At 37.8% G+C, this 25,664-nt stretch carries 18 protein-coding genes and 1 pseudogene; 5 read left to right on the plus strand and 14 right to left on the minus strand.

The window, feature by feature from the left end; translation table 11 throughout:
• Positions 1 to 20: 20 nt before the first annotated feature.
• From FRZ67_RS04775 to FRZ67_RS04790, 4 genes and pseudogenes are all read right to left on the minus strand, one after another.
• Positions 21 to 404: pseudogene (locus FRZ67_RS04775) on the minus strand (response regulator transcription factor); the annotation flags it as partial.
• Between the two features lie 253 nt (positions 405 to 657).
• Positions 658 to 4,482 (minus strand): PAS domain S-box protein, encoded by a 3,825-nt coding sequence (locus tag FRZ67_RS04780; RefSeq protein WP_147188446.1) that lies wholly within the window; start codon positions 4,480 to 4,482, stop codon positions 658 to 660.
• A 112-nt stretch (positions 4,483 to 4,594) separates the two neighbouring features.
• A complete protein-coding gene (locus FRZ67_RS04785; RefSeq protein WP_147188447.1) occupies positions 4,595 to 5,923 on the minus strand; it encodes a sigma-54-dependent transcriptional regulator in 1,329 nt (442 codons plus the stop codon).
• A 192-nt stretch (positions 5,924 to 6,115) separates the two neighbouring features.
• A complete protein-coding gene (locus FRZ67_RS04790; RefSeq protein ID WP_147188448.1) occupies positions 6,116 to 7,474 on the minus strand; it encodes a glycoside hydrolase family 140 protein in 1,359 nt (452 codons plus the stop codon).
• A gap of 399 nt (positions 7,475 to 7,873) precedes the next feature.
• Here FRZ67_RS04790 and FRZ67_RS04795 point away from each other — a divergent pair, with 399 nt between their 5' ends.
• The gene (locus FRZ67_RS04795) at positions 7,874 to 8,968 is read left to right on the plus strand and encodes a glycoside hydrolase family 130 protein (RefSeq protein ID WP_147188449.1); all 1,095 of its coding nucleotides are present in this window, start codon (positions 7,874 to 7,876) and stop codon (positions 8,966 to 8,968) included.
• 127 nt (positions 8,969 to 9,095) lie between these two features.
• Here FRZ67_RS04795 and FRZ67_RS04800 read toward each other — a convergent pair whose 3' ends face one another.
• Positions 9,096 to 10,142, minus strand: coding sequence for an SMP-30/gluconolactonase/LRE family protein (locus FRZ67_RS04800; RefSeq protein ID WP_147188450.1), 1,047 nt, complete (start codon positions 10,140 to 10,142; stop codon positions 9,096 to 9,098).
• Between the two features lie 61 nt (positions 10,143 to 10,203).
• Positions 10,204 to 10,827: a bifunctional 4-hydroxy-2-oxoglutarate aldolase/2-dehydro-3-deoxy-phosphogluconate aldolase gene (locus FRZ67_RS04805; RefSeq protein ID WP_147188451.1), complete on the minus strand. Its 624-nt coding sequence runs from the start codon at positions 10,825 to 10,827 to the stop codon at positions 10,204 to 10,206.
• Positions 10,828 to 11,169: 342 nt separating this feature from the next.
• Between FRZ67_RS04805 and FRZ67_RS04810 the strand changes: the two genes are divergently transcribed.
• Genes FRZ67_RS04810 through FRZ67_RS04820 form a run of 3 tightly spaced genes read left to right on the plus strand, consistent with a single transcriptional unit; the run spans position 11,170 to position 14,346 of the window.
• Positions 11,170 to 13,803 carry a GH116 family glycosyl hydrolase gene (locus tag FRZ67_RS04810; RefSeq protein WP_147188452.1) on the plus strand — a complete coding sequence of 878 codons (2,634 nt, stop codon included), beginning with the start codon at positions 11,170 to 11,172 and terminating at the stop codon, positions 13,801 to 13,803.
• A gap of 7 nt (positions 13,804 to 13,810) precedes the next feature.
• On the plus strand, positions 13,811 to 14,137 hold the full coding sequence (locus FRZ67_RS04815; RefSeq protein WP_147188453.1) for an FKBP-type peptidyl-prolyl cis-trans isomerase: 327 nt from the start codon (positions 13,811 to 13,813) through the stop codon (positions 14,135 to 14,137).
• A gap of 5 nt (positions 14,138 to 14,142) precedes the next feature.
• Positions 14,143 to 14,346, plus strand: a complete 204-nt coding sequence (locus FRZ67_RS04820) for a hypothetical protein (RefSeq protein WP_147188454.1) — start codon at positions 14,143 to 14,145, stop codon at positions 14,344 to 14,346.
• 7 nt (positions 14,347 to 14,353) lie between these two features.
• Here the strand turns inward: FRZ67_RS04820 and FRZ67_RS04825 are convergent, their stop codons facing one another.
• The 7 genes from FRZ67_RS04825 to FRZ67_RS04855 form a co-directional block, all read right to left on the minus strand.
• Positions 14,354 to 15,892 carry an ADP-ribosylglycohydrolase family protein gene (locus tag FRZ67_RS04825; protein WP_147188455.1) on the minus strand — a complete coding sequence of 513 codons (1,539 nt, stop codon included), beginning with the start codon at positions 15,890 to 15,892 and terminating at the stop codon, positions 14,354 to 14,356.
• 190 nt (positions 15,893 to 16,082) lie between these two features.
• Positions 16,083 to 17,033 carry a ribokinase gene (gene rbsK, locus FRZ67_RS04830; protein WP_147188456.1) on the minus strand — a complete coding sequence of 317 codons (951 nt, stop codon included), beginning with the start codon at positions 17,031 to 17,033 and terminating at the stop codon, positions 16,083 to 16,085.
• Positions 17,034 to 17,075: 42 nt separating this feature from the next.
• On the minus strand, positions 17,076 to 17,381 hold the full coding sequence (locus FRZ67_RS04835; protein ID WP_147188457.1) for a helix-hairpin-helix domain-containing protein: 306 nt from the start codon (positions 17,379 to 17,381) through the stop codon (positions 17,076 to 17,078).
• Between the two features lie 4 nt (positions 17,382 to 17,385).
• Positions 17,386 to 18,546: a glycoside hydrolase family 172 protein gene (locus tag FRZ67_RS04840; RefSeq protein ID WP_147188458.1), complete on the minus strand. Its 1,161-nt coding sequence runs from the start codon at positions 18,544 to 18,546 to the stop codon at positions 17,386 to 17,388.
• A gap of 170 nt (positions 18,547 to 18,716) precedes the next feature.
• Complete coding sequence (locus tag FRZ67_RS04845) at positions 18,717 to 19,562, minus strand: fumarylacetoacetate hydrolase family protein (RefSeq protein WP_147188459.1); 846 nt, start codon at positions 19,560 to 19,562, stop codon at positions 18,717 to 18,719.
• A 93-nt stretch (positions 19,563 to 19,655) separates the two neighbouring features.
• A complete protein-coding gene (locus tag FRZ67_RS04850; protein ID WP_225975510.1) occupies positions 19,656 to 21,350 on the minus strand; it encodes a UxaA family hydrolase in 1,695 nt (564 codons plus the stop codon).
• Positions 21,351 to 21,528: 178 nt separating this feature from the next.
• Complete coding sequence (locus FRZ67_RS04855; protein WP_147188460.1) at positions 21,529 to 23,118, minus strand: aldehyde dehydrogenase (NADP(+)); 1,590 nt, start codon at positions 23,116 to 23,118, stop codon at positions 21,529 to 21,531.
• A gap of 349 nt (positions 23,119 to 23,467) precedes the next feature.
• Between FRZ67_RS04855 and FRZ67_RS04860 the strand changes: the two genes are divergently transcribed.
• The gene (locus tag FRZ67_RS04860) at positions 23,468 to 24,346 is read left to right on the plus strand and encodes an AraC family transcriptional regulator (RefSeq protein WP_147188461.1); all 879 of its coding nucleotides are present in this window, start codon (positions 23,468 to 23,470) and stop codon (positions 24,344 to 24,346) included.
• 177 nt (positions 24,347 to 24,523) lie between these two features.
• On the opposite strand, the gene FRZ67_RS04865 is transcribed toward FRZ67_RS04860, so the two are convergent.
• Positions 24,524 to 25,657: a T9SS type A sorting domain-containing protein gene (locus FRZ67_RS04865; RefSeq protein ID WP_158638305.1), complete on the minus strand. Its 1,134-nt coding sequence runs from the start codon at positions 25,655 to 25,657 to the stop codon at positions 24,524 to 24,526.
• Between the last annotated feature and the right edge of the window lie 7 nt (positions 25,658 to 25,664).

The following is a 25,664-nucleotide window of genomic DNA, read 5'->3' on the forward strand; positions in this document are numbered from 1 at the left end:
TTTACAGTAAGCTTACCGGCCCTTTTTAAAATCATCTTCAATCTTGCTGCAAGTTCTCTTGGATTGAAGGGTTTTACAATAAAATCATCTGCGCCTGCTTCAAGGCATTTGATCTTTGTATCCGTATTTTCTACACCTGATAAAATAATTACTGGAATTGAACCGAAAAATCCGCTGCTTCTTACCTGCTCCAGGAATTGAATGCCGTTTAGTAATGGTGTATTAAGGTCTGATATGATAATGTCGGGGATATTGCCTTCCTGCAGGTATGCAAACGCATCCATACCGTTATCAAAAAGTACCGGAGAAAAATTTTCGCTTAAACATTGTGAAAGGATTCCCTGCATATAAAGATCATCTTCAATAACAACTACCGCAGGCAGGTTTCCTGGTATTACATGCATGATATTGGATTTATTAAGGATTTTAAATTATACTCAAATATTTTATATGACTAGCTGTGCTAAACTATTATTTCATGTGCCGATATAAGTACGGCCGTACAAGTGTGCGACGCAACGAAAGCCTAATAGTTGTAATGCAGCCGACTACCAAAACCTCTTTAACAATTATCAGAATGAATTTCTTTAAAACATTAATTATATAAGCCTCCATTCTTCCGTAATAATAACGTAATGTTTTAGCCACTATTGTATGCTAATATTCTCCGCTTGCTATTAAATTATTTACCTGTTCGATTATAGTAGTTAACACATGTTCTACTTTATTAATAATCTCAGGGAATTGAACAAGTTCTTTACCTGAAAGGTCAAACACTTCGAGTTGCAAAATTTCATCTCTTATAGAATCTACCGCCATATTGCTTAATGATGGTTTGATACGATGCGCTGTGGACCGGATCTTTTCTATATTATTGTTCTGCTCCCCAGCCCTTATTTCCTGCAATGCAAGACCGATCTCTTTTACAAATATGTTCAGCATTTTGGTAATAAATTCTTTATTGCCACGACTGATATTTTTTAAATTTTCAATGCTAAAAAGTACTGGATTGCTTTCGTGTTTTCTGTTTTCATCTTTATTACTGAAAACATTTTTGATACCAAGCCATTTGGCAAGTATCTGCACCAATTCTTCTTCTTCGAAAGGCTTTATGAGAAAATCATTCATACCGACTTCAAGACATTTTTGTTTTTCCCCCATGACCGCATTTGCAGTAAGCGCTATAATGGGGATGGATGGTGACAATTCCTTCCTGATGATCTGTGTTGCTTCAAGCCCATCCATTACTGGCATGCGCATATCCATCAATATGATGTCGTAGTCATTAGTGCGCATAGCGGCAATGGCTTCTTCGCCGTTTATTGCCTCATCAACTATTGCGCTGTATTGATTGAGCACAATTGTGGCAAGCATACGGTTCATCTCATTGTCTTCTACAAGCAGTATACGTTTATTGAAAAGAATATTTGAACTGGCTTTTTTCTCTTCTTTTTTTGGAAGGTCATTTTTATTTCCTTTTGCAAAAGGAATATTAATGCCGATAACAGTACCTATATTTTTTTTACTATCTACTTTAATAGTGCCATTCATTAATTCAACAAGCTCTTTTACGATACTCATGCCAAGACCTGTTCCGCTATATTTTTTCCCGTTCTTATCATCTTCCTGTAAAAATTTATCAAAGAGTGACTTTTGGAATTCATCACTCATGCCGATACCAGAATCAACTACTTCTAAATGTATTAACTGGCTGTGTTCATTATCTTCTGCCACTTTGCAATGAATGCTTACGCTTCCTTTTTCCGTGAATTTAACTGAATTACCAAGCAGGTTAATAAGCACCTGGTTAATGCGATAAGGGTCACCAATCAGCACAGGTGCAATATTGGGATCAATATTAGAAGACAATGCCAATCCTTTTTCTTCGGCTTTATGAATAACCACCTGCAATGCTTTGTTAGCAACGGTTTCGAGCTCGAAGCCAACATTATCCAATGTCATTTTGCCTGCCTCAATTTTTGAAAAATCAAGAATATCGTTGATAATAACCAACAGATTTGAAGCTGCACCGTTAATAGCATTTAGATAAAATTGCTGCTGACCATCCATTACTGTTCTCTCCAGTTGCTTACCCATGCCAAGGATTGCATTCATTGGTGTCCTGATCTCATGGCTCATATTTGCAAGGAACAATTCCTTTGCGCTGGCAGATCGTTCTGCATGTTGCTTTGCCTGGCGAAGCTCCTGTTCCAATATTTTTTGCCGGGTAATGTCAAGGCATATTAACAACGATCCTTTAGCCTCACCTGTATGGCTATGCAAAGGTGAGCCACTTACCAGCCACCAACGTGTTTCCCCAATCTTATTAGTTGTGACAAATTCATATACTTCAGAAACACCTTCTTTCTTGAGATACATTTTCTGCTTTATAAAATGCCGGCTTTCACCTGCTGAAAAAACATTGTATAATTTTTTTCCGAGCAGTTCATTCATTTCATAACCACTCATGCGACAGAGATTCTCGTTAGCGAACATGATCTTTGATTCATTATCAAGTTCTACCATACCAAGGTTCATATTCTCAATGATACTGCGGTATTTTTCTTCACCACTGCGTATTACTTCTTCTATCTTTTTCCTTTCTGTAATATCCTGGGAAAAGCCAATGATATAGGGCTCCTTGCCTGGTTCTTCCACTTTATAATTCTGGTATAGAAGGTAGTTCTTTTTAGCAGCTTTGCTTACTACACAAAAAACTCCTTTAACGTTATCATTATGCGCAAATGCATCAAGATATTTTTCTTTAAATAAGGCACGGTCATCTGCAGGTATAAAATCATAAATCTTTTTGCCAATCATTTCGTCCTGATCATAGCCCAAAAGCTTGCAGGTAGCCGGATTTATAGTTAATATCTTCCCACTCATGTCATGTGTACAAATAAGTGCCTGGCTATAATTAAAAAGATCACGATAACGTTTTTCACTAAGACTTAATTCATCTTCAAATTTTTTACGCTCCGTGATATCGATACCATACCCGATCATGAACTTCACATTACCATCACTATTAATAACAGGAAATAGTTTTCGCAGGTAGTGAAGTGGCTGCCCATCTTTTGTAAGATTCTTTTCTTCCCATTCCAATTGCTTTCCCGATGCAATCACCTCCTCAAATAACTGCTTCCTTTTCTCTGCTATTTGTAAGGGCTTGTTTCTGTAATTACAGAAAGCTTCATCATTCTTACCAATAAGCCATTTGCGCAATGCTTCATCTTTAACAGCATAAGGGTTTACGTATAAATATTCCCGGCGTTCATTCAGCACAGCAATATCGGCAGGTATTCCATTTAATACATCTTCGTAAAATTTCTTTTGCGCTTCTAATTTATTATCTGCGTAAATGCGGTCAGTCACATCCGCATATTTCCATAAATGGCCTTTATACTGCCCATCAATGAGAACAGGGGCACAATCCATTTCATATATCTTACCATTATTAAGTTCCAGAATAATCGAAGATATTTTCTTTTGACTGCTTATAAACCCTTCGCTAAGTTCTTCGAAGTTTACAGGACTTTTGATCAATTTGCTACAATGACGCATAGCATCTTTGCAAGAAGAGTCGCTTAACGCTTTTGGCTGAAAAATGATATCGAACATATCACAGAACTTCTGATTTGTGAGAACAATACGGCGATCCTCATCTTCTACGATAATTCCATCATTAAGGTTTTCCGATAAGGAACGAAATCTTAGCTCACTTTCACGTAGTGCGCTCTCTGCCTGCTTTATAGAAGTAATGTCTGTGTGGGTTCCGATTATCTTTAATGGTTTACCATTATTTTCCTTTTCTACTACCACTCCTTTGTCTAATACCCATTTTAAAGATCCGTCTTTGCACAAAAGCCTGTATTCAAGTGCATGCTTATCAAGAACCGCACTTTTATATTTTTGATCATTTTCTTCAAGTTGGAACTTATCATCCGGATGTATACTGTTCCACCAGAGTTTTACATTATCTGCTGTTGCTTCTGCACCTAAAAGTTCAGACTGCTTTTTAGAAAATTTAGTAATACCCGTTCTAAAATCATGCTCCCAAATATTATCAGCTATCTTATCAATATTGTTTATAAGTGCTGACCTGTTTCCATTGAGAGAAAAATCAACTACGTCATGTTGTAAAATTGACCCAACGAATAACAATTCTCCGGGTTTATTTATATACTCAAAATGTCCTTTCAGGGAAATAAATTCATTTGAGATTATTAGTGGACTGGTCACATAAGTTACAAGCTTATCAAAATCATTTATGGCAGTTTCATTAATGGTAATTGAGAAAGCATCGAACAGGAATACATTGCTGAGATCTTTGCAAAGTTCGGCAACAGATCTGCTGCATTGAATGATGGACATAGCGCTATCAATAAGCAAATAGTCAGGAAACAGCCTGTCAATCTGCTCCGTATCAAGTTGCAAAACCGCAGTGCTCATTTCATTTTCACTTTTATACATGGTTGTCATGATACATTTGTAATAAAATATTTATCCTATTGCTTGCTGCATATTTTATAAAAAGTACAAGAGTGCGACGCAACGCAGATGCCACCTGCATTATAGCCGGTAACACAAAAAATCAAACCAATATTTCTTTATTCTGCATCATTTTATAAATAGTGGATTTGCCAATATCTAACTTATCAGCTACCTGTTGCACATTGTTATTATATATTTTCAGGTAATGACGAATGATCTGGATATTGTATTCTCTTAAAGATCTTTCTTCTCCCTGGAAAGACAAACTTCCTTTTCGTGCATTAAATAAAATATCATCGCTTATCACTTCGCTGCCATTGCACATAACTGCTGCACGTTCTACGACAGTTTTTAATTCATTGATATTCCCCGGGTAATGATAACTGAGTAATTTATTTTTTGCATCGCCGGAAAATTTTATAGACTCCATCGCATTCGCTTCACAAAATTTTTCCAAAAAATATACTGACAATAATAGAATATCATGTTCCCGCTCTCTAAGAAGAGGCAATTCAATGGGCAAGCCCATTATATATAAGTAAAGATCTTCGTTTAAAGTACCTCTCTCCATTTCGGATGCAAGGCTTACACGATTGGTAACTATAAGTCGCACATCCAGTTTAATTTTATTATGCCCTCCTGTTCTTGTTATTTCCTTTTGCTGTAATGCATGTAGTAATTTATTTTGAAGTGGCATATCCATAGATGCGATAGCTTTAATGCAAATAGTTCCGCCATTTGCTTCTTCTAATTTCCCCTGCTTTATTGCTATATTACCGTTAAACGTGCTTTTTTCATAACCAAATAATTCCTGCGCTGATAATTCCGGTGTAAGAGCCGCCATATTAATCGTAATAAAAGGTCTGTTTCTTCTGTCTGAATTACCGTGAATAATCTTTGCTATAAACTCTTTACCGGTACCGCTTTCACCGGTTATAGATATATTAATATTTGTACGGGCAGCCTTTTCTGTAAGTGTTACAATTTTCCTGGCAGCAGCACTGCTTCCCCTGAACATGTTGGCAACATTCAAACTGCAGGATCTTTCTTCCAGCAATCGCTGGTATTCATTTATTTCTCTTACAGCATTCAGCAAAAAAAACTGCAACCTATCATTGCTTATCAGATGCGATGTGAGTATATGCCTTGGCAATGTTATTAAAGCTGATACATTTTCTTTATTACAAATAATGATTGCAGGCACTTCGGCATATACGTCATAAAACTTCATGTAGTGCTCTTCAGCGTTTAAAACAGATAATGAATAGTCAAGAATAAAAATATCAGGCTTATTTGATAATTGACCGGCAAGATTTTCTGTGTTGGAAAACGTACTAATTATAAAAAATGAACCCGGAGGCAAAGAATGCCCCAGCATTTGAGTATAATAACCACTATCTTCTATTATGAAGATACTGCAGTTTTCCATCTATTGGATTTTGTACAAAATTTGGAAAAAATTATAATACCATAGAAGGTTAGTCTATTAAATAAAAATTATAAAATAAAGTAGAAATAAATTTAGGGTTATTTTTAACCAGGCTACAATAAAAGCATCATGCTTTCGTTGCGTCGCACTCTTGTACTTTCATAACGTGTTTCAGCTAACTGCATATATATACTAATATGCATTGGGGTCAGGATAATTTTTTAAAGCATCATCCAAAATCAAAACCCAATCGCTTCCTCGGCCAACAGATGTAGGCGTAAATTCTTTGTTACCGGTATTATCAAATACTCCCAATGAAATTGTATACCCGTCTCTCGGGTTAAACCACCAGCCCCGCAATTTTGATGCACTTAACTTTAAAGTATTTACCACTGTTTTTCTTCCATATGGAATATATACCATCATAAAATCTTTGTCTGATGATACAGCCGCAATTTTATACTCAAGCCCTTCCGGGTTATCTCCAACGATTGCTGACTGATCCATTACCATTTTTTGCCAGTCACGTTTTTCAAACATTTTACGCATATAACCTACCTGATAAGCGCCTCTGTAATCCATAGCGATGTGCCAGTTGGTTCTTGCATTATTTATAGGTACTCTTTGCTCTGTGTACATTTGCCAGATATTGTGATCTCCATAAGTATGACCCGCCGCACCTGACAACATGTTCCAGTAAGCGGCCTCCCTTGTATCAAAATCATCCATCCATCCTTTCTCCCCGGGATTCCAGTCGTTGGGATGATCTTCATAGTTTGGTTCTGCATTTACATGTGGTTTTATATTTTTCAACGTATACGCTTTTATATTGGCTTTATAATCAGGATTGCCAACCTTATGACCTGTCTGAGACATATGAAGATCTATCCATGCATCATCTGCAAAAAAATCATAAGAACCGGAACCCCCACTTGGGTGATAAGTAAGCAAATGATTTTTATCAGCACTTTTTATTCCCTCTGCCATTGCTCTTATAATAGCTTTGTGTGTTTCATTTTGCGGAATACGATCACCGCCAAGCACCCAAACAATATCAGCGTTAGTATATCTTTTTGCAATCCATGCACCGTAAATTTTTGCATTGTCTGGTGTAAATATTTCCGGGCCTGTTCCCCACCTGTCTTTAAACCATTTATCTGCCCAGGTGGGCAATAGCGCAACGATCAATCCCCTTTTATTGGCTTCTTTGATAATAAAATCAACATGTTTGAAATAAGCTTCATTAGGCTTTGTGGGATCATTGTCAATTAAAGGTTTATCGCTATAAGCGTTGGGTGTATTCAATCCATCTAATTCGGCAAGTGCAACAGCCTGTATCACCGTAAATCCTTTATCAGCACGGTTTTGCAAGTATGCTGTTGCATCTTCCCTGTTAAGGCGATGAAACAATTCCCATGCAGTATCCCCTAACCAAAAGAAAGGGGTTCCATCTTTTTTTACCAGGTAATGCTTGTTATCACTTACACGTAATTGCGCATGTATATAAGTAGTTATTACCGTAAAGCAAATCAGGCAAAGCAATCTTTTCATATGTATCATTATTTTCAAAATTATTAATTGGATAGCGGGCTTCTGTTCTTTGGGGATCGGTTGTTGCGTCGCACACTTGTACTTGATAAAACATAAGTAACAGAATAAAAAATCAGAATCATATAAAACCATTGTAGCATAATTACTATTTTCTCATCAGTAACTATGATGTACTGTATTGCAAAATAATTTTACCAGTAACAAATTTAAATGTGTTGCCTGCTATAAAGTGAAATTATATATCTTTCCACAATGATCTTTTGATGCATCTAAGATCAGGGTTTTAATGATTGACAACAAAAATTACTTGCTCACTATTGTTTCTTCAGTACAAGTGTGCGACGCAACGAAAGTTGAATAGCAATGTAATGCCCGGTTAATAAAATAAAACAACAGATCATGTATAAAATAACGATTGCAGCAGCTTACTTTTTTTTATCTGTAAATTGTTTTGCACAATCTTCCTCATCAATAAATGTAACTGGTTTTTATAAACCAAAAGAAAATCCGATTGTAAAAGCAGACTCTTCTTTTACATTTACAGATCCTATAAAAAAAGAAATGGTTAGGTGGCAAAAAGCAGATGTGTTTAACCCGGCAGCCATTGTAAAAGATGGTAAAGTATTTTTATTGTATCGTTGCGAAGATAATCCTGCTGCGGCTTTGGGCGGAAGAACATCGAGATTGGGTCTTGCAGAAAGTAAAGATGGCATTCATTTTAAAAAATTCCCCGAACCTGTTTTATATCCTGCAAATGATTCGTTTAAAGAATATGACTATCCCGGTGGATGCGAAGATCCACGGCTTGTGCAAACAGAAGGTGGTATGTATGTTGTGGCTTATACATCGTGGAATTATAAAGTACCGCGATTGAGTATTGCATTTTCAAAAGATCTATTTCACTGGGAGAAAAAAGGTCCTGCATTTTTAAAAGCATACAACGGAAAATTTGCAAATGATGCAAGCAAGTCAGGCTCTATAATTACAAAAATGATAAATGGCAAAGCTGTTGCTGCAAAGATCGATGGCAAATATTGGATGTATTGGGGTGAACACATCATTAACCTTGCCTGGTCTGAAAATTTATACGACTGGAATCCTTTACTGGATGATAATGGCGAATTGCTTGCAGTGGTAAGAACACGGTCAAAAATGTTTGACAGCGATCTTACGGAATGCGGCCCCCCTGCAATTATTACTGCAAAAGGCATTGTATTATTTTATAACGGCAAGAACGCAACCGATGATAATGCAGATCCAAACTTGCCCAAAGGAACCTATTCTGTTGGCCAGGTTGTGTTTGATACAAATGATCCAAAAAAAGTGATTGAGCGTTCGGATACATGTTTTATTAAACCAACTTTGCCACATGAAATGACGGGTCAATACCAGGCTGGTACTACTTTTTCAGAAGCGCTGGTGTTCTTTAAAAACAAATGGTTTTTATATTATGGCACTGCAGATTCATTTGTAGGTGTGGCCATAACTGAATAACTTTTATTGATACCGGCTACAGCATTTCATAGCGTCATCGTTCCGTCGCAGGCACTTCGCCTGTATACCAACCGGCTGCTGCAGTTAATATGCAAGATTACTCTTAATATACAAGTATGTTCTTATACTAAGAATGCATTTTTACTTTTAGTACCAGGTCATCTGCAGTTATAAACAACACATCTTTCGTTTCATTAAAAGCGCAATTAGAAACACGGCGCTTATATACTTTTATTAATCCCAATAATTTTCCCTGCGGTGAAATAATATTTATACCATCAGGTCCGGCACTAAATATATTTCCATACTTATCTATCTTAAATCCATCCGCTCCTTGCTTTACAGCAGCCTTTTCCAACATTTCAGTGGCGTCTAATAATACATTACCACCTTTTATATTTCCTTTTTCATCCAGCGTGTAAGCAAACCATTTTGGATGTATAGCAGCACTGCTGGCAATATATAAAGTTTTTTCATCCAACGACAATGCGATACCATTAGGATTATGTATCGAATCAATGAGCAATGTTGTTTTACCATCTGCACTTATTTTGTATACACCTTCAAAACTTAATTCTCTTGTTGAATCATTTTCTTTTTGCGGTAATCCGTAGATAGGATCAGTAAAATAAATATTGCCTTTATTATCCATTACTAAATCATTCGGGCTATTAAATTTTTTTCCTTTATAATTTGCCGAAAGCACAGTAAAATCAGGCTTTGGCGCATCAAGTGGCGTATTTAATCTTACCACCTGCCTGTTACCTGATTGACAAAGCAATAAACGGCCATCTTTATCAAGGGTAAGCCCGTTAGCCCCATCTTCACCGCCAATACGTTTTATAGAGCCTGTATAACCTGACGGCGTTAAGTACAACTTAGCAGAATCACCTTCTTTCCATTGATAAATTTTATTCTCCGGCACATCAGTAAACAGTAACATTTTTTTATCAGCAACCCACACCGGCCCTTCTGACCAGGTGAAACCTTTTGCAATAACTTCAATATTTGCATTGCTGTCTATTGCGGCAAGTACAGTATTATCGTAGATATCTACTTTGCCAACAGCGCTGTCTTTTACAGTTTGTGTTACTTCATTTGTCCTGCTTTCGTTGGTGCCGCAACTGCAGCATAAAACAAAAAACAGCAATACAATAAATAATATATTTTTCATGATGACATGTTTTAAAATAAGACCATTGATATTGTCTAAATAAAAACTCGCTTTTTACTACTTATTCTTTTAACGCTTCAATTAGCCTTCTGGCCTTTGCTGAAAGTTCTGCCAGGTACGTTTCATTTATTGCAACTTTACTATTTACCAATGCACTGCCAATACCGAAAGCTACAGCACCTGTTGCAGCAAATGTTTTAATATTTGATGCATCAATACCACCTGTTGGCATTACCCGTATATGATTCAACGGCGCCAGAATATTTTTAATATACGCAGCATCCAAACAGGGAAATATTTTTACAATGTCTGCTCCATTATTGTGCGCACTCAATATTTCCGTAGGAGTAAATGCGCCGGGAATGCTTACCAGGCCTGCATCCTTAGCAGTTTTAATAACAGCAACATCAAGCGATGGAGATATAAGAAATTTTGCGCCTGCATCTATTGCATTGTTCGCATCTGTTGTGTTTAGTACTGTTCCTGCACCGATCAACATCCTGTCTTTAAAAGCATGACTCAATTGTTCAATAACCGGGAGAGCATCCTGTGAATTCAAAGTTATTTCGAGAATACGGATGCCTCCATTATATAATGCTTTGGCTATTGGAATAATTTCTTTTGGTGGCATGCCACGCAGAATGGCTACGATCTGGTGGTCAAGGATGTGTTGTAAGTCTGACACGCTATTTTTTTTCGTTTTAGGCTAAGGTATTTATTTCATAAATGCGAAATAGAATTATTATGTTTCAGGCAGTGGTATTTTATGGCATCTGCTGTTGTGTCACTCACTTGTACGTTCAAAACATCAGTGGACAGTGAGCAACGAATAGTGAACAATAAATAGATTATTCTTTGCCAATTGCCTCTTTGTCTTGGTGCATTTCTTTCTTCAGTACAAGAGTGCGACGCAACAGAAGTATCATAGCATTGATGCAGTTGGGTTCATAAAAAATTCTTACTGCATACCTGTACTTATTAAAGAGAGAATGTTTTAAATTGTTTGATCAAATAAAATTGCTTGCATATGAGTACTAAATCAGGCCGCAGGTCTTTTATAAAAAATATAAGTATCGGTGGTGTAAGTGCTGCTATACTCCCTGCAGTTTCTGTTAATACAGCAACTCAGGAAGAAACTGATGGGCAACAACCAGCAGAAAATAATACCGGCATAAGAGCCTATAACAGTGCATATACAGGAAGTAATCTAAATCGTGTAGCGTTTCCTATTGGTGGTTTGGGTGCAGGTATGTTTTGTATGGAAGGAACAGGCGCTGTTTCGCATATGTCTGTCAAAAATCAACCGGATGTTTTTAATGAGCCGGGAATGTTTGCTGCTATATGTGTAAAAGGGTTAAAGAATGGTGCAAAAATTCTTGAAGGCCCTGTGCCCGACTGGAAAAAGTTTGGACAAAAAGATGCTGGCAATGGCGCAACCGGTGCTACTACGGGTTTACCGCGTTTTCACCATGCATCATTTCTTGCAAGGTTTCCGTTTGCAATGCTTGATTTAACAGACAACGATATTCCTTTAAAAGTACAGGTTACAGGATGGAGTCCTTTTATTCCGGGTGAGGAAGATAATTCAGGTATGCCGGTTGGCGCAATGGAATACAGTTTCAGAAATACAGGCACACAAAAACTTGATACCATATTTTCTTTCAACACCAAAAATTTTGTACAGGTTGAAAATGGTAATAACAAAGTAAGACCAATACAAAATGGATTTATTCTTACAGAAGAAGGCATAAAAGAAAAACCACTGCGAACAGATTTTGCGGTGTTTACAAATGACCGCAATACAATAGTTGATCATTGTTGGTTTCGTGGCGGCTGGTGGGACCCAATCACCATGGCATGGAATGCCGTAAAAAATGCAGCAATAAAAAACAATGCGCCTGTTGATAAAGATGCACCCGGCGCATCCTTATATGTTCCGTTTACTTTATTACCAGGCGCTGAAAAGACCATCAGGCTTATGTTTGCGTGGTACACACCAGACTCTGAATTAACTTTTGGTAATATGGGCATACGTAAAGAAAATTGCGACCCTGCATCGGGTTGTTGTAATTCGCCTTCTGATATTGGTCTGGATAAATATGATAAAGACTTTGATGGAAAATTTTACAAACCATGGTACAGTAATCGTTTTAAAAATATAGAAGAAGTTTGCGCTTACTGGAATGACAACTATGATGAACTAAAAAATAAATCAACATTATTTAAAGATGCATTTTATAAAAGCACTCTTCCACCTGAAGTAATAGAAGCAGTTGCTGCAAATCTTACTATTCTTAAATCTCCAACAGTGATGCGGCAATATGATGGAAGGCTGTGGAACTGGGAAGGCTGTGGCGATTCATGGGGTTGCTGTCATGGCTCCTGCACGCATGTGTGGAATTATGCGCAGGCTATATCGCATTTGTTTCCCGCATTGGAAAGAAGTTTACGCGATACCGAATTCTGCGAAAGCCAGGATGAAAAAGGTCACCAGAATTTCAGATCAGTGTTGCCTATAAAACCTGCCACGCATGATTTCCATGCTGCTGCAGATGGCCAGTTAGGTGGCATCATGAAGGTTTACCGTGAATGGCGTATCAGTGGTGACAATGAATGGCTGAAAAAAATATTTCCCATGGTACAGAAAAGTATGGATTACTGTATCAATACCTGGGATCCGCGACAAAAGGGCGTTATAGAAGAGCCGCATCATAATACTTACGACATTGAATTTTGGGGTGCAGATGGAATGCACTGTAGTTTTTACCTCGGTTCATTAGAAGCCATCATTGCAATGGGTTCACATCTGAACAAAGATGTAACACTGTATAAAACACTTGCTGAGCGTGGAAGGAAAATGATGGAGACCGGCTTATATGATGGCGAATATTTTATACAGGATATACAGTTTAAAGGATTGAATGCAAAAGATCCAACCACAGCACAATCTTTTGGCGGTGAGTATTCGCAGGAAGCAAAAGAACTTTTACAAAAAGAAGGGCCAAAATACCAGTATGGAAAAGGATGTTTATCTGACGGTGTATTGGGCGCATGGATTGCACGCATGTGTGGATTAAATGATCCTGTCGATAACACGAAAATAAAAAGTCATTTAAAAGCAGTACACAAATACAATTTAAAAGAAAATTTAAGCGAGCACGCTAACCCACAACGTCCTGCGTATGCATTAGGCGATGAAGGTGGTTTACTTTTATGTACATGGCCCAAAGGCGGCAAACTCTCTCTGCCATTCGTTTACAGTGATGAAGTATGGACAGGCATTGAACACCAGGTCGCGTCTCACTTAATGCTGATGGGCAATGTAAAAGAAGGGATTGATATTGTTCGTGCCTCACGTAATCGTTACGATGGCCGCATAAGAAATCCTTTCAATGAATATGAATGTGGTCACTGGTATGCACGTGCATTATCAAGCTATGGTTATCTGCAGGCGCTTACAGGAGTGCGCTATGATGCTGTTGACAAAACGTTATATATTGATTCAAAGATTGGAGACTTCACTTCTTTTCTTTCTACGGAAACTGGTTTTGGAACGGTTTCACTCAAGAGTGGAAAGCCTTTTGTTAAAATAGCTTATGGTAATATCAATATTGAAAAGATCAATGTCTCTGGCAAAGTAAGTTCGTTCACTAAAATTTAAAACTCAAATGCTAGTCGCAAACAATACGATTGTCTCATTGCGCTATGTAATGAAAAATGACGCGGGTGAAATAATGGAAGACAATACAAACACGGCTCCATATAATTATTTACATGGAAGCGGTAATCTAATGCCTGCTTTGGAAGATGCAATGACAGGTCTTTCAAAAGGCGAGGCAAAAACTTTTTCTATTGCCGATAAATTGCTTAATGGCATTTTTCATTTTGATGTAATTATAGACGATGTAAGGCCAGCGTCTGCAAAAGAAATTGCCAGTGGTTTCCCTGCAAAAAAAATAACAACGGATGATTGTGGAACAGATTGTTGTTGCTAAATATTATGAGCCAAACTGCAACGCATCATGAGGCTTTTCTTGCGTCGCACTCTTCAAAAATTAGTTATATACTCAACACTTTAATTTGCACACTAACGAACATTGTAGTTACGGATGGCTATACATTAAATCCCGGCGATCTAAGCTGGGAAAGCATTACAACACTCAGTGCCAACTATATTATTCTTTTCATCAAAAAATATCTTTAACAAATCATCACTTGGCAGCTTGTTCATTTGCAAGCAGCCCATTCACTGGTTTATCAGAATAAACAATCGCTTCGCCTACTCTAAAATTATAATCCTTTGATGGGTTTAATATCTTCAATTCCACATGATGTTCCCCTTTTGGCAGATCATATTTCCAGCAAAGCTCATAACGCCGTGTTGTATAGCTGGCAGGCAATTCAGGCGATTCAACCAATTTCCCATCTACATACAATTGCGTATGAAAAACAAAATCCGTTGTGCTTGCCCATTCTGCGGTTTCTCCTCTTAATACAAAACCTGTTCCTTCAAAATCAAAACTTACCGCATCTTTTGTCTCGCTCCATTTTGTATTTATTTTTTCGACAGGGTAAATACTATCAAAACTTTTTTCAAATCTTACCGCAACAGGTTGCTGCGATTTTATTGTTACAATATTCCCATCAATCTTGCCGCCATTTCTTTCGATGTTTTGCAGAGCATGTTTGAAACCGATCTCATAAACATCATTTAAACTCATGGTGGTATATTTAAAATCTATTCCTTCTGCATCTTTCAAACCTTGTTTCCAAAATGCTGGAATTTTATTGTACCCAAGTACAGTTCCTAAAATTCCGCCGGCTGTTGATGGATTACAATCCGCGTCCTGTCCGCATCTTGTGGTGATCTCTAATGTTTTCGTATAATCACTTCCACCATACAGCAAACCAATCACTACATACGCTGCATTTACTTTCGCATCAATATTAAATGGTGCAAAAACACCTTCCGGGCAACCAATATCATTAGCATACTTCTTCTGTACTTCAAGCCATGTTTGTTTCCAGTCTGTTGGATATTTTTTATGCCATGCAATTACATCAGTTATACATTTATAAAAATCGCTTTGTGCCGGAACTGTTTTCAATGCCTCATTTACGATATAATTAATATCACCCGATGTAAATGCCAGCGTGTACATCGCTCCAATATATATTCCACCATACCAGCCATCACCGTAATTCATAATGTGACCAATCTTATCACTTATCGACGATGCCGTGTTCGGCATTCCCGGACTCATCAACCCTGCAAAATCAGATTCAATTTGATAGTCGATGCAATCGGCATGCGGATTGTTTTTCCAATCACCACTTTGCGGCGCTTTTATACCATGCAAAATATTATAACGTCCTGCCTGGTTTGCATGCCACAACGTGTAACCCGCATGGGCAAAGGCATTCGCGAAAGAATCCACCGGCGCATCGAGCCCATATTTTTCAAACACATCAACAAAAGTCAGGTCCATGTACAGGTCATCATACAAACCCGCATTGTTGATCATATTATCTTTCAGCAAACCATCATGCCACATCAATCGCTGATAATCTCCAATAAAAGTTCCCTGGAAACGAAACTCATAAGGTCCGCCAAACGTAACGCCAATCGTTTGTCCGGCCCATCCGCCCATGATCTTATCTTTCAAAACATCTTTGGAAATACCAATTGTTTGCGCATGTATTTGCATTGCATACATCAAAACAATTATTGCAACAATAATCTTCTTCATGATATATTCTTTATGTATCCAGCTTTTGTGCTATTATTAAACTTCGTTGTGTCACTCACTTGTACTTTCTGTTCTCTATTCAACACCTCATCCTCGTTCCTTCTCCTTGAGAAGAAGGAGGGCAAACATCATATCATTTATTAGCATTTGAATTTACACATTCAACTGTCATTTCTTTTCTCAGTAAAAATCAGATTTCATCATCAATACTTTCTTCTTCCTTTAGAGCTGGGGCATCTGCTACTTCATTTCTATATGGCGCTGATGCCTGTGCTCCCAATCTTGTTACAGATATTGCTGCAGCATTACATGCATATTCTACAGCATGTTTCATAGTTTTTCCTTCCGACAATGCCACTACCAGTGCGCCATTGAATATATCTCCTGCTGCAGTAGTATCTACGGCTTTTACAACAGGTGCCGCAATTTCAGTAAAGAAATCTTTTTCGTATAGCAATGCACCATTTGCACCTAATGTAATAATGACTGTTTCTACTCCTTTTCCGTTTAAAATTCTGGCTGCATGCTTTGCAGCATCTACATCATCAACTACAGTATTTGTAAGCATTCCTGCTTCATGTTGATTGGGAGTAATGATATTTATGTTTTGTAATAACTCATCGCTTAATTCTGCTGCAGGCGCAGGATTCAATACAACCTTTACTCCATTTACTTTTGCAAATGATGCAACATGTTCAATAGTTGAGACCGGAGTTTCCAATTGCATTAATACAATAGATGCATTTGCAATTTTATCTTTTGCACTTTCAATATCTTCTTTTATTAATGCAGCATTAGCACCTGATGCAACTACAATACAGTTCTCACCATTATCATCAACGTTTATCAATGCCACACCTGATGGATGTTTTTTATCTGTAAAAACATGGGTTGTATCAATGCCTTCTTTTTTAAATAATTCAATTGCCTGTTTGCCAAAAATATCATTCCCCACCTTTGCTATGAGTGAAATATTACCGCCAAGTCTTGCAGCAGCAACAGCCTGGTTAGCGCCTTTGCCACCAGCATTCATAAAGAATGTGCCACCAAGAATTGTTTCTCCAGGTTTTGCTAAGTAAGGTGATTTAATAACCATATCTGTATTGGAGCTACCAACAATTATAATAGAAGGTTTCTTCATGACAAGACTTGTAATTTATTACAGAAAGATAATTCTTATTTATTATTTATGCTGTGCTTTAAAAGATAAACTCTTTTCTTCCAATAACTTTTTCAGAACAGGTATTGATGATGGTCCTACACCATGCAGTTTCAAAATTTCTTTCTCACTAAAGGATGAAAGTTTTTTCACTGAATCAATACCTGCATTTGCTAATGCTCTTTTTGCAGGATTACCGAGACCCTGGAATATTTCATCGTTTAATTTCTTTGTGGGCATACAAACAATTTTGAATTTGCTGAAAAGCATTGTTACAGTATAAGTGTGCGACGCAACAGGCGATGCCACATGCAATTCAGATTGGCTCATAATTTTAATTCACTTCTAACTCATCTTTTGTTGGCAGTTTTGGAAAAGCATTGTGCGGTTCTGTCTGATACCAGAACACTGTTGAAGAAATATCATCTTTCAACGGAAGATAACGACCTCCATCTCTCCAACCCAGTGCCTGTATGGTTACGCGAAGATCTTTTTCGAAACGAATAGGGTCTGTTATATGCCAGCGATACAAACCAAAACGTTGCGCCATTTGGTAATGTCCATCGCCGCGAATAACCTGGTGCAAGCCCGTGTACGCAGTTGAAAATTCTGTGTAATTAACTTCATCAACACCGGCAGCATTTTTCTTGCGTGTATCAAAATCATAAGACCCACAGAAATAATCTTCAGTGCCAGTGCCACATATTGTTGGATACTGCGTGTCGCCATCCATAAAGAATTTTATTTCACCTTCGCCCCACCAGCCATTGTTGTGAACGCCCCACGCCATATAGGTTCCAACATATTGTCCTTTGCCTTTTATTCCATCAACAAGTGTGTAATCTGTTTTGTAAGGCAATGGATTTGTTCTGCGAAATTGCGCATGAAAATAAGCAGCATCTGCCGATACGTCTGTTAAGATGTAATCAACCTGGTAATACAAAACCATATCTTCATCTGCAATATTCTCCATCGTTATCCTACATTTTTTTCTAAATGGCATTGGCCAGTAGCAATTAAATGCACTTCCGGGATTTACCGTAACAGCCAATGAGTTTAACGGTGCATATTTGCCCCAGCCCATTCCAAAAAAATCACCGACCGGCACTTCAACCGAAGGCGTTGTTTCATCATCCCAATAAAAACGAAGGATTGAAAAACGCCAGTTGCCTGTTGGCGTCATCCAAATATGTTGAATAGAACCAGAGCCATCAATTTCTGCAACAGTGTAAGTTGTTTTTGATTTTATTACCACGCTCGGGCTAACCTTCCAACCCTGACCCAGATCTCTCGAAGGTCCGCTTCCAGTGCCGGTTGTAGCCATTCCGCCTTTACCTTTTTCACCATTAAAATTTTCAGGACTAATACTTCTTGTCTTCGCATCAGACAATTGAAAAATGTTGCTGAGATTAGCATTAATACCGTTGAATTTTTGTTGCGCATGAATTTGAGTAAGAATAAAAAAAGCAATTCCAATCGTTAGAAATTTTTGCATGATGATATATTTAGATGTAAGAATTATTTTATGAACTAAGCTATAGTGCGTGTAGCATCGTCTCTTGCGTCGCACTCTTGTACTGAAGACAATGGAGCAACAAATGAAAAATAAAAGGTGAAAGTTAGGAACATCCATTTACGATTCACTGCTCACACCTGACGAAAATTTCACTTCACCCATATTGTATTTGTAAGCGTTCCAATTCCTTCAATCGTTATGTTTACAATATCATTTTTTTTCAGTGTAAAATTATTATCTGGAACAACGCATGTACCGGTCATAAGAAAAGCACCATGTTCAAAATCCATTGCCTTAAATAACCATGATGCTAATTCGGGTAATGTTCTTTTCATACGGCTCAGTGTAGTTGAATCATCAAACATCTTTTGTTCACCACGGTAAATATTCATTGATATTGCTGTGCTCAATGAGATTGGATCTTCTGTTATATATAAGCATGGACCAATAGCAGCGCTACGTTCATACATTTTTGCCTGCGGCAGGTATAAAGGATTTTCCCCTTCAATACTTCGTGAGCTCATATCGTTGCCGATTGTGTATGCCTGTATGTTCCCATATTTATTGATGAAAAGTGTAAGTTCCGGTTCAGGAACATCCCATGTAGAATCTTTTCGGATATTCACTTTCTGGTTATGCCCAGCAACACGATGTGGCAAAGATTTAAAAAACAACTCTGGCCTGGTTGCTTCATACACGCGTTGATAACAATCTGCTGCTCCTGAATCTTCAGACTCTTCCATTCTGGCATCTCGGCTTTTTAAGTAAGTAACCCCTGCGGCCCATACTTCCTGTTGACCAATTGGTGGCAATAAATAACTACTGATAATATGGTCTGCCTGTGCTTCTGTAATAATATTTCCTTCATCAGATAAGTTGAATAAATATTCTATCAGGTTATCACGATTAATAATAAAATCCCATGGCTGATTAATGAAATAATACCTGCCGTTTACTTTTAAAATATTACCGTTGGAAGTTTTGTAGAGGTGCATTTTTATTTTTTTAGATCGTCAAGATTTACCCGGGTAAATGTCTAAAGATCAGGAAAATAATCGTTTTCAAACATTCATATGACACAAATATTTTTACAAAGAAATTCCTCTCTTCCATGGAATAAAATCATCGTGATTCGTGGCATTTGCTTTTGCCTGCACTTCTCCGCTCGCTACTTTAATGATATATTCAAATATACGTTCACCTGCCTGTTCTACGGTCTCTTTTCCATCTACAATAGTTCCTGTGTTAATATCAATAATATCATTCATTTTATTATAGAGCGTAGTGTTGGTGCTTATTTTAATAACCGGCGTTACAGGATTTCCGGTTGGTGTTCCTAAACCTGTTGTAAACAAAACAAGATTAGCACCTGCTGCAACTTCAGCCGTGGTTGATTCAATATCACTGCCCGGTGTACATAATAAATTCAAACCCGGTTTTGTAATTTTTCCGGGGTAATCCAATACATCTGTAACAGGTGAAGAACCGCCTTTCTTTGCAGCGCCTGCACTTTTCATGGCATCTGTTATTAACCCATCACGGATATTACCAGCAGAAGGATTAGAATCAAACCCGGAACCAACAGCTTTGGCTCTTTCATTGTAAGTACGCATCAAATGCATAAATTTTTCAGCAGTAGCATCATCAACACAGCGATCGCTTAGATTTTGTTCCACACCGCATAACTCAGGAAACTCCGATAATACTACTGCACCGCCAAGTGCTACTATTATATCTGCAACATGACCTACTGCGGGGTTAGCTGTTATCCCTGAGAACCCGTCCGATCCTCCGCATTCTAAACCTATACAAAGTTTATTTAAAGAAGCAGGTTCCCTTTTGCATTCATTTGCCTGCATTAACCCTGCAAATGTTTGTCGCGTTGCCTGCTCCAGCATTTTTGTCTCGTTGCCAATCTTTTGTTGCTCCAGTAAAAATAATGGCTTTGAAAATTGCTTATCCCTTTTATATATTTCTTCTTCAAGAATAGCTAACTGTGCATTCTGGCACCCCAGACTCAAAACTGTTGCCCCTGCTACATTTGGATGTGTAATGTATCCTGCAAGCAAACCACACAAAGCAGTTGTATCATCTTTTGTTCCTGCACAACCAAGTGTATGATTAAGTATCTTTATACCATCAATATCTGGAAATATTTTTTTATGTGTGTCTGTATTTTCTTCTATAGCAATAACATTATTTAATATTTCATCTGCAGTTCTTCCTAACCTGTATTGAGCAACGAGTGATTCTGTTATCAGTTCATAACGCGATCTGCTTTTCTTATAGCCCAATGCTTTTAATAAAGCTTCCTGCAACGCATCTACATTTTTATTTTCACAGAAGACCATTGGGATAATTAGCCAATGATTGGCCGTACCAACAGAACCATCCGCACGGTGATACCCCATAAATGTTCGCTGTTGCCATTTCAAAATATCAGGCTTGTTCCATTGGGTATTTCGTTCTTTTAAAGTGTATGTATTTGCCGCGTGTTTTATGTTAGCAGTTGTTATTAATCCACCTTTGCTTATTGCCTTTATAGCTTTTCCAACCAATACGCCATACATAATTACATCATCACCCTGTTGCAGATCGTTCAATGCAAACTTATGTTTGGCAGGAATTGTTTCCTGCAAAATAATTTCTCCCAGGCCATTTGATATAACAGCGTCTTTTGCAAGTGTTGTTAATGCAACAGCAATATTATCGTCAGGATGAACTTTAAGCGTTTTTGATTGCATTTTTTCCATTATTGAGCAAGCGCCAGGATCTTTTGGCATCGTCTCTTGTGTTACTCACTTGTACGTTTGGGAAAGTTATCAGCAAATCAGGTATCAGCATTCAGCAAGTCAAATACATTTAGCTGAAGCCTGACTGCTGATCGCTGACTCCTCTTCCGGAGTACAAGTGTGCGACGCAACGATGCCTAATGCTTATACTAAAGTTTGGTACACAAAATCAATCAATATCCCGCTGATCAATTTTTCCATCTACAAAACGCTGTATGCTTAAAGTATTTTTATTCTTTAAAGCATCAGGCAACATTTGCTGTGTGAAATTTTGATAACATACGGGTCTTGTAAAACGATAAATGGCAGCAGTGCCAACAGAAGTGGAACGCGCATCAGTGGTTGCAGGGTAAGGACCTCCATGCACCATTGCATGCGTTACTTCCACACCTGTAGGAACATTATTCAACATAATGCGGCCGGCCTTTAATGCAAGTATTTGTGCAAGTTCATTTGCAGCATACATATCATCTTCATCGGCCCAAACACTTGCTGTGAGCTGACCCTGCAATTCATTTGCGATTGAATAAAGCTCTTCTATATTTTCAGCAACTACATGAATAGAGGCAGGCCCAAATACCTCGTGCCACAGATCTTTATTAGCAAGAAAAGCTTTTGCATCAGTCTGAAACATATGAGCAGTAACAGTCTTATCAGTATTGGCTTCCTTGCCATAAGACTTTAATTTAAGTTTTTCTGTAACCAAAAGCGATTTTATATTGGCACTATAATTATGATAGATGTTTTCACTAAGCATGCAACCTGCATTGGATTGCTTTATTGCTGAAGCAAATGTTGAAAGAAAATTTTCCGTATCTGTTGATTTAACTGAGAAGATAAGGCCAGGGTTTGTACAAAACTGTCCAACACTTAAAAGATTGGAAGCAGCAAGTTTTTCTGCAATGCCATTTGCATCTTTTGACATGATGTTTGGCAAAATAAAAACAGGATTAACACTGCCCATTTCTGCATAAACAGGAATTGGCTCTTGTCTTTTACAAGCCGCATCAAACAAAGCTTTTCCGCCAGTGAAAGAACCGGTAAATGCAACTGCTTTTACAAGTGGATGCTGCACCAGCGTTATACTGCATGCATTTGATTTGCCCTGCAATAAAGCAAACAAGCCCTCGGGCATATTGCATTTTTTTAGTGCATCAATCACCAGTTGTGCAACTAATTCTGAAGTGGCAGGATGTGCAGGATGTGCTTTATAAATTACAGGGCAGCCTGCTGCTAATGCAGATATAGTATCGCCACCGGCAACAGAAAAAGCAAAAGGGAAATTACTGGCACCAAAGACAGCAACAGGGCCTAACGGAATTTGCATCTGCCGGATATCTGGTTTTGGCAAAGGCTTGCGGTCTGGCTGCGCGGTATCAATAACAGCTTTTACCCATGACCCTTCCCGTAATAATGAAGCAAATAATTTTATTTGATTAATGGTGCGTTGTACTTCACCTTCAAGACGCGGTTGTGGCAGTTTTGTTTCCTGCATAGCCACGGGTATAAGCTCGTCTTTTGCAGCAGCAATTGCATCTGCAAGCGTTTCAAGAAAGAAAGCTTTTTCAGTACCACTCAATTTACGATATTGCTCAAATGCATTCGCTGCAAGCATTGCAGCCTGATCTATCTCAGCTGTGGCAGCTTCGTGAAAAGCATAAGCACCTGTTTCATTCTTAAAATTTATAGCAACCGAAAATGTCTCGTTATTCATTCCAAACAACTTATAACCAATTAAATTTTTCCCCGTTAGCATCATTGATATTTCTATTTACAAAGAAAAAAATTAAGGCTTTGTAAAAAAGCCATATTGTTCGCCAATAATGGTAGTTTATTGGCAGTGTATAAAGCTATTGCTAAATCATGAAAGCAAGAAGATTTTATTGGCCAGTCAGCGGGTCTTTTTGCACCTTTTCTTGCGTCGCACTCTTGTGCTGTTACAGCAAATTGCGGCAGGATAAGGGTTATACGCAAAAAGTTATAAAAACTGTTTCAAAAAATTTATTCGCTTTTTATACTGTAATAAAAGAAGCAATACATTTCAATTTCGTAAGTTTATTTTTTAAGATATCTCTAATGCTGCCATAATTGTATGAATTACGTTACATATGAAACCAATCCTCAGAAAAGTCGACACGGGTTATAATTATTCTTTCAGTGTGAGAGAAGATATATTTCCATACTTGTATAATCACTGGCATTATCACCCGGAAGCAGAGCTTACATTAATACGTAAAGGAACAGGCATAAGGCTTGTAGGCGACAGTGTGGAACAATTTGAAGATAATGATCTTGTATTGCTCGGTGCCGAACTTCCACATTACTGGAGAAGTGATGCCTTATATTTCAAAGAAGATCCAAATGTACAGGTGGAAGCAGTGGCCATACATTTTAAAGAAGATTGCTGGGGGAAAGATTTTCTCGAAATGCCTGAATTGTCTGCCGTTAAAAAAATATTACAGGATGCAAAACGTGGCCTCGAAATAACGGGCAAGACAAAAAAAATACTTATTCCAATGATGGAATCTATGCTTAAAGCCAAAAATGCAAAGCGTGTGATACTGTTGCTGGATATGTTATATATTATTGCTGCTTCCAAAGAACTAACTACCCTTTCCAGTAATGGTTTTTCAAAATCTTATGACCATTCTAACACTGACCGCATTAACGAAATATACAATTACACATTTAATAACTTTCAGCAACAGGTAAGTATAAAAACTATTGCGGCTGCCGTAAACATAAGTCCCAATTCATTTTGCAGGTATTTTAAAACAAGAACATTAAAAACTTACTGGCAGTTTTTATTAGAAGTACGAATTGGTTATGCATGCAAACTATTAATAGAGAATAAACTTAGCGTTGCAAAAATATGTTATGACTGTGGCTTTAATAACCTCTCCAATTTCAACAGGCATTTTAAACATATCGTAGGGATGTCGCCTCTGCAATACAGTAAGACATATTTGCAGGATAAACGAAAATAACCACATTATATTTACAATAAAAGTAGTTACTGGTAACAACTTTTCTTCTGTCAATAACAGGCAGCTGTAATGCATGTTTATTTTAAAATAAATATCTTTCTCATCATCTTTAAAATGTAAAAGAATACAAAAAGAAAACCCGCATAAGCGGGTTATCCTTATATTCTAAATAAAGAATTATTGCACTACTACTCTTATGCTTTCAGATAAACCTTCACCTTTCAATTGCAATATATATATGCCAGGTGCAGGCTGCTGTTTCATATTCAGCGCGTATTTTACATTTGCCTGTACTGCCTTAATATTTTCCTGGTGAATGATTCTGCCGCTATTATTCGTTAAAGTAGCTACTATATTATTTCCTGTATAATCCCGAAGTATAAAGTTGATAACTGCTTTTGCCGGATTGGGATAAACAGTAAGCAATGAATTATCAACAAACATCTTAATGGATCTAACGTCAGAAATAAATGACTTACCATTAAGATCGTATTGTTTGATGCGGTAATAATTATTTCCTTTAACAGGGCTTACATCCAATGCACTGTAGCTATGGGCTATGCTGCTTGTGCCACTCCCTTTAATGGTGGCAACAGTTTTCCAGTTTATAGCATCTGTGCTACGTTCCACTTCAAAGTGATCGTTATTAATTTCAGAAGTGGTGGTCCATGTGACCTTCACATGATTGTTATCAGCCTCAACTTTAAAGTTGTTAAGATGTATCGGTAAAACCTCGGCTGTAGATAAAGTTGGGAATACCAGGCCTGCTGGATATTCGGCGGCGGCGACCCTGAAATAATAAGTAGTACCTGCCTGAATATTGGATGTCGCTTTTATGCAAAATTCATATTCTGTCTGCTCACCCTCGTTTATCGTAAATGAGGGAAAAAATTCTGTCGAAACGAGAACCCGCCCACGAGTAAATGTGAGTCCTGAACCTTCGCCTGTCATTTGGTTCGTGGTTTTTTCAAGATCGGTTAAATTTGGACTCGTACCTGCAAACATAAATGGATTATTACGAGCTGTTGTTCTAACTGTATCCCATTTTGCTCCTGGCAAGTCGCTTGAATCTTGAAGCTGGGCACCATCAAGAAAGCCACCCGGGTTAGCAGGATCATTATATAAACTAATCCTTAAACGTAAAAGATCGTTTGTATTGTTGATGGTGATGGCAGTATTTTCTGCAGCTATCCATGTGGCAGTTTTTTCTGTACCATCATCTTTCCTCCACCGCCATTTTCCCTGCGTTGAAAAGGCGAAAAGCTGGTGCGTGCTAACCAGCAGAACCACGATAAGTAATGTTTTTTTCATGACGTAC

The organism is Panacibacter ginsenosidivorans, from assembly GCF_007971225.1.
GTDB classification, from domain to species: domain Bacteria; phylum Bacteroidota; class Bacteroidia; order Chitinophagales; family Chitinophagaceae; genus Panacibacter; species Panacibacter ginsenosidivorans.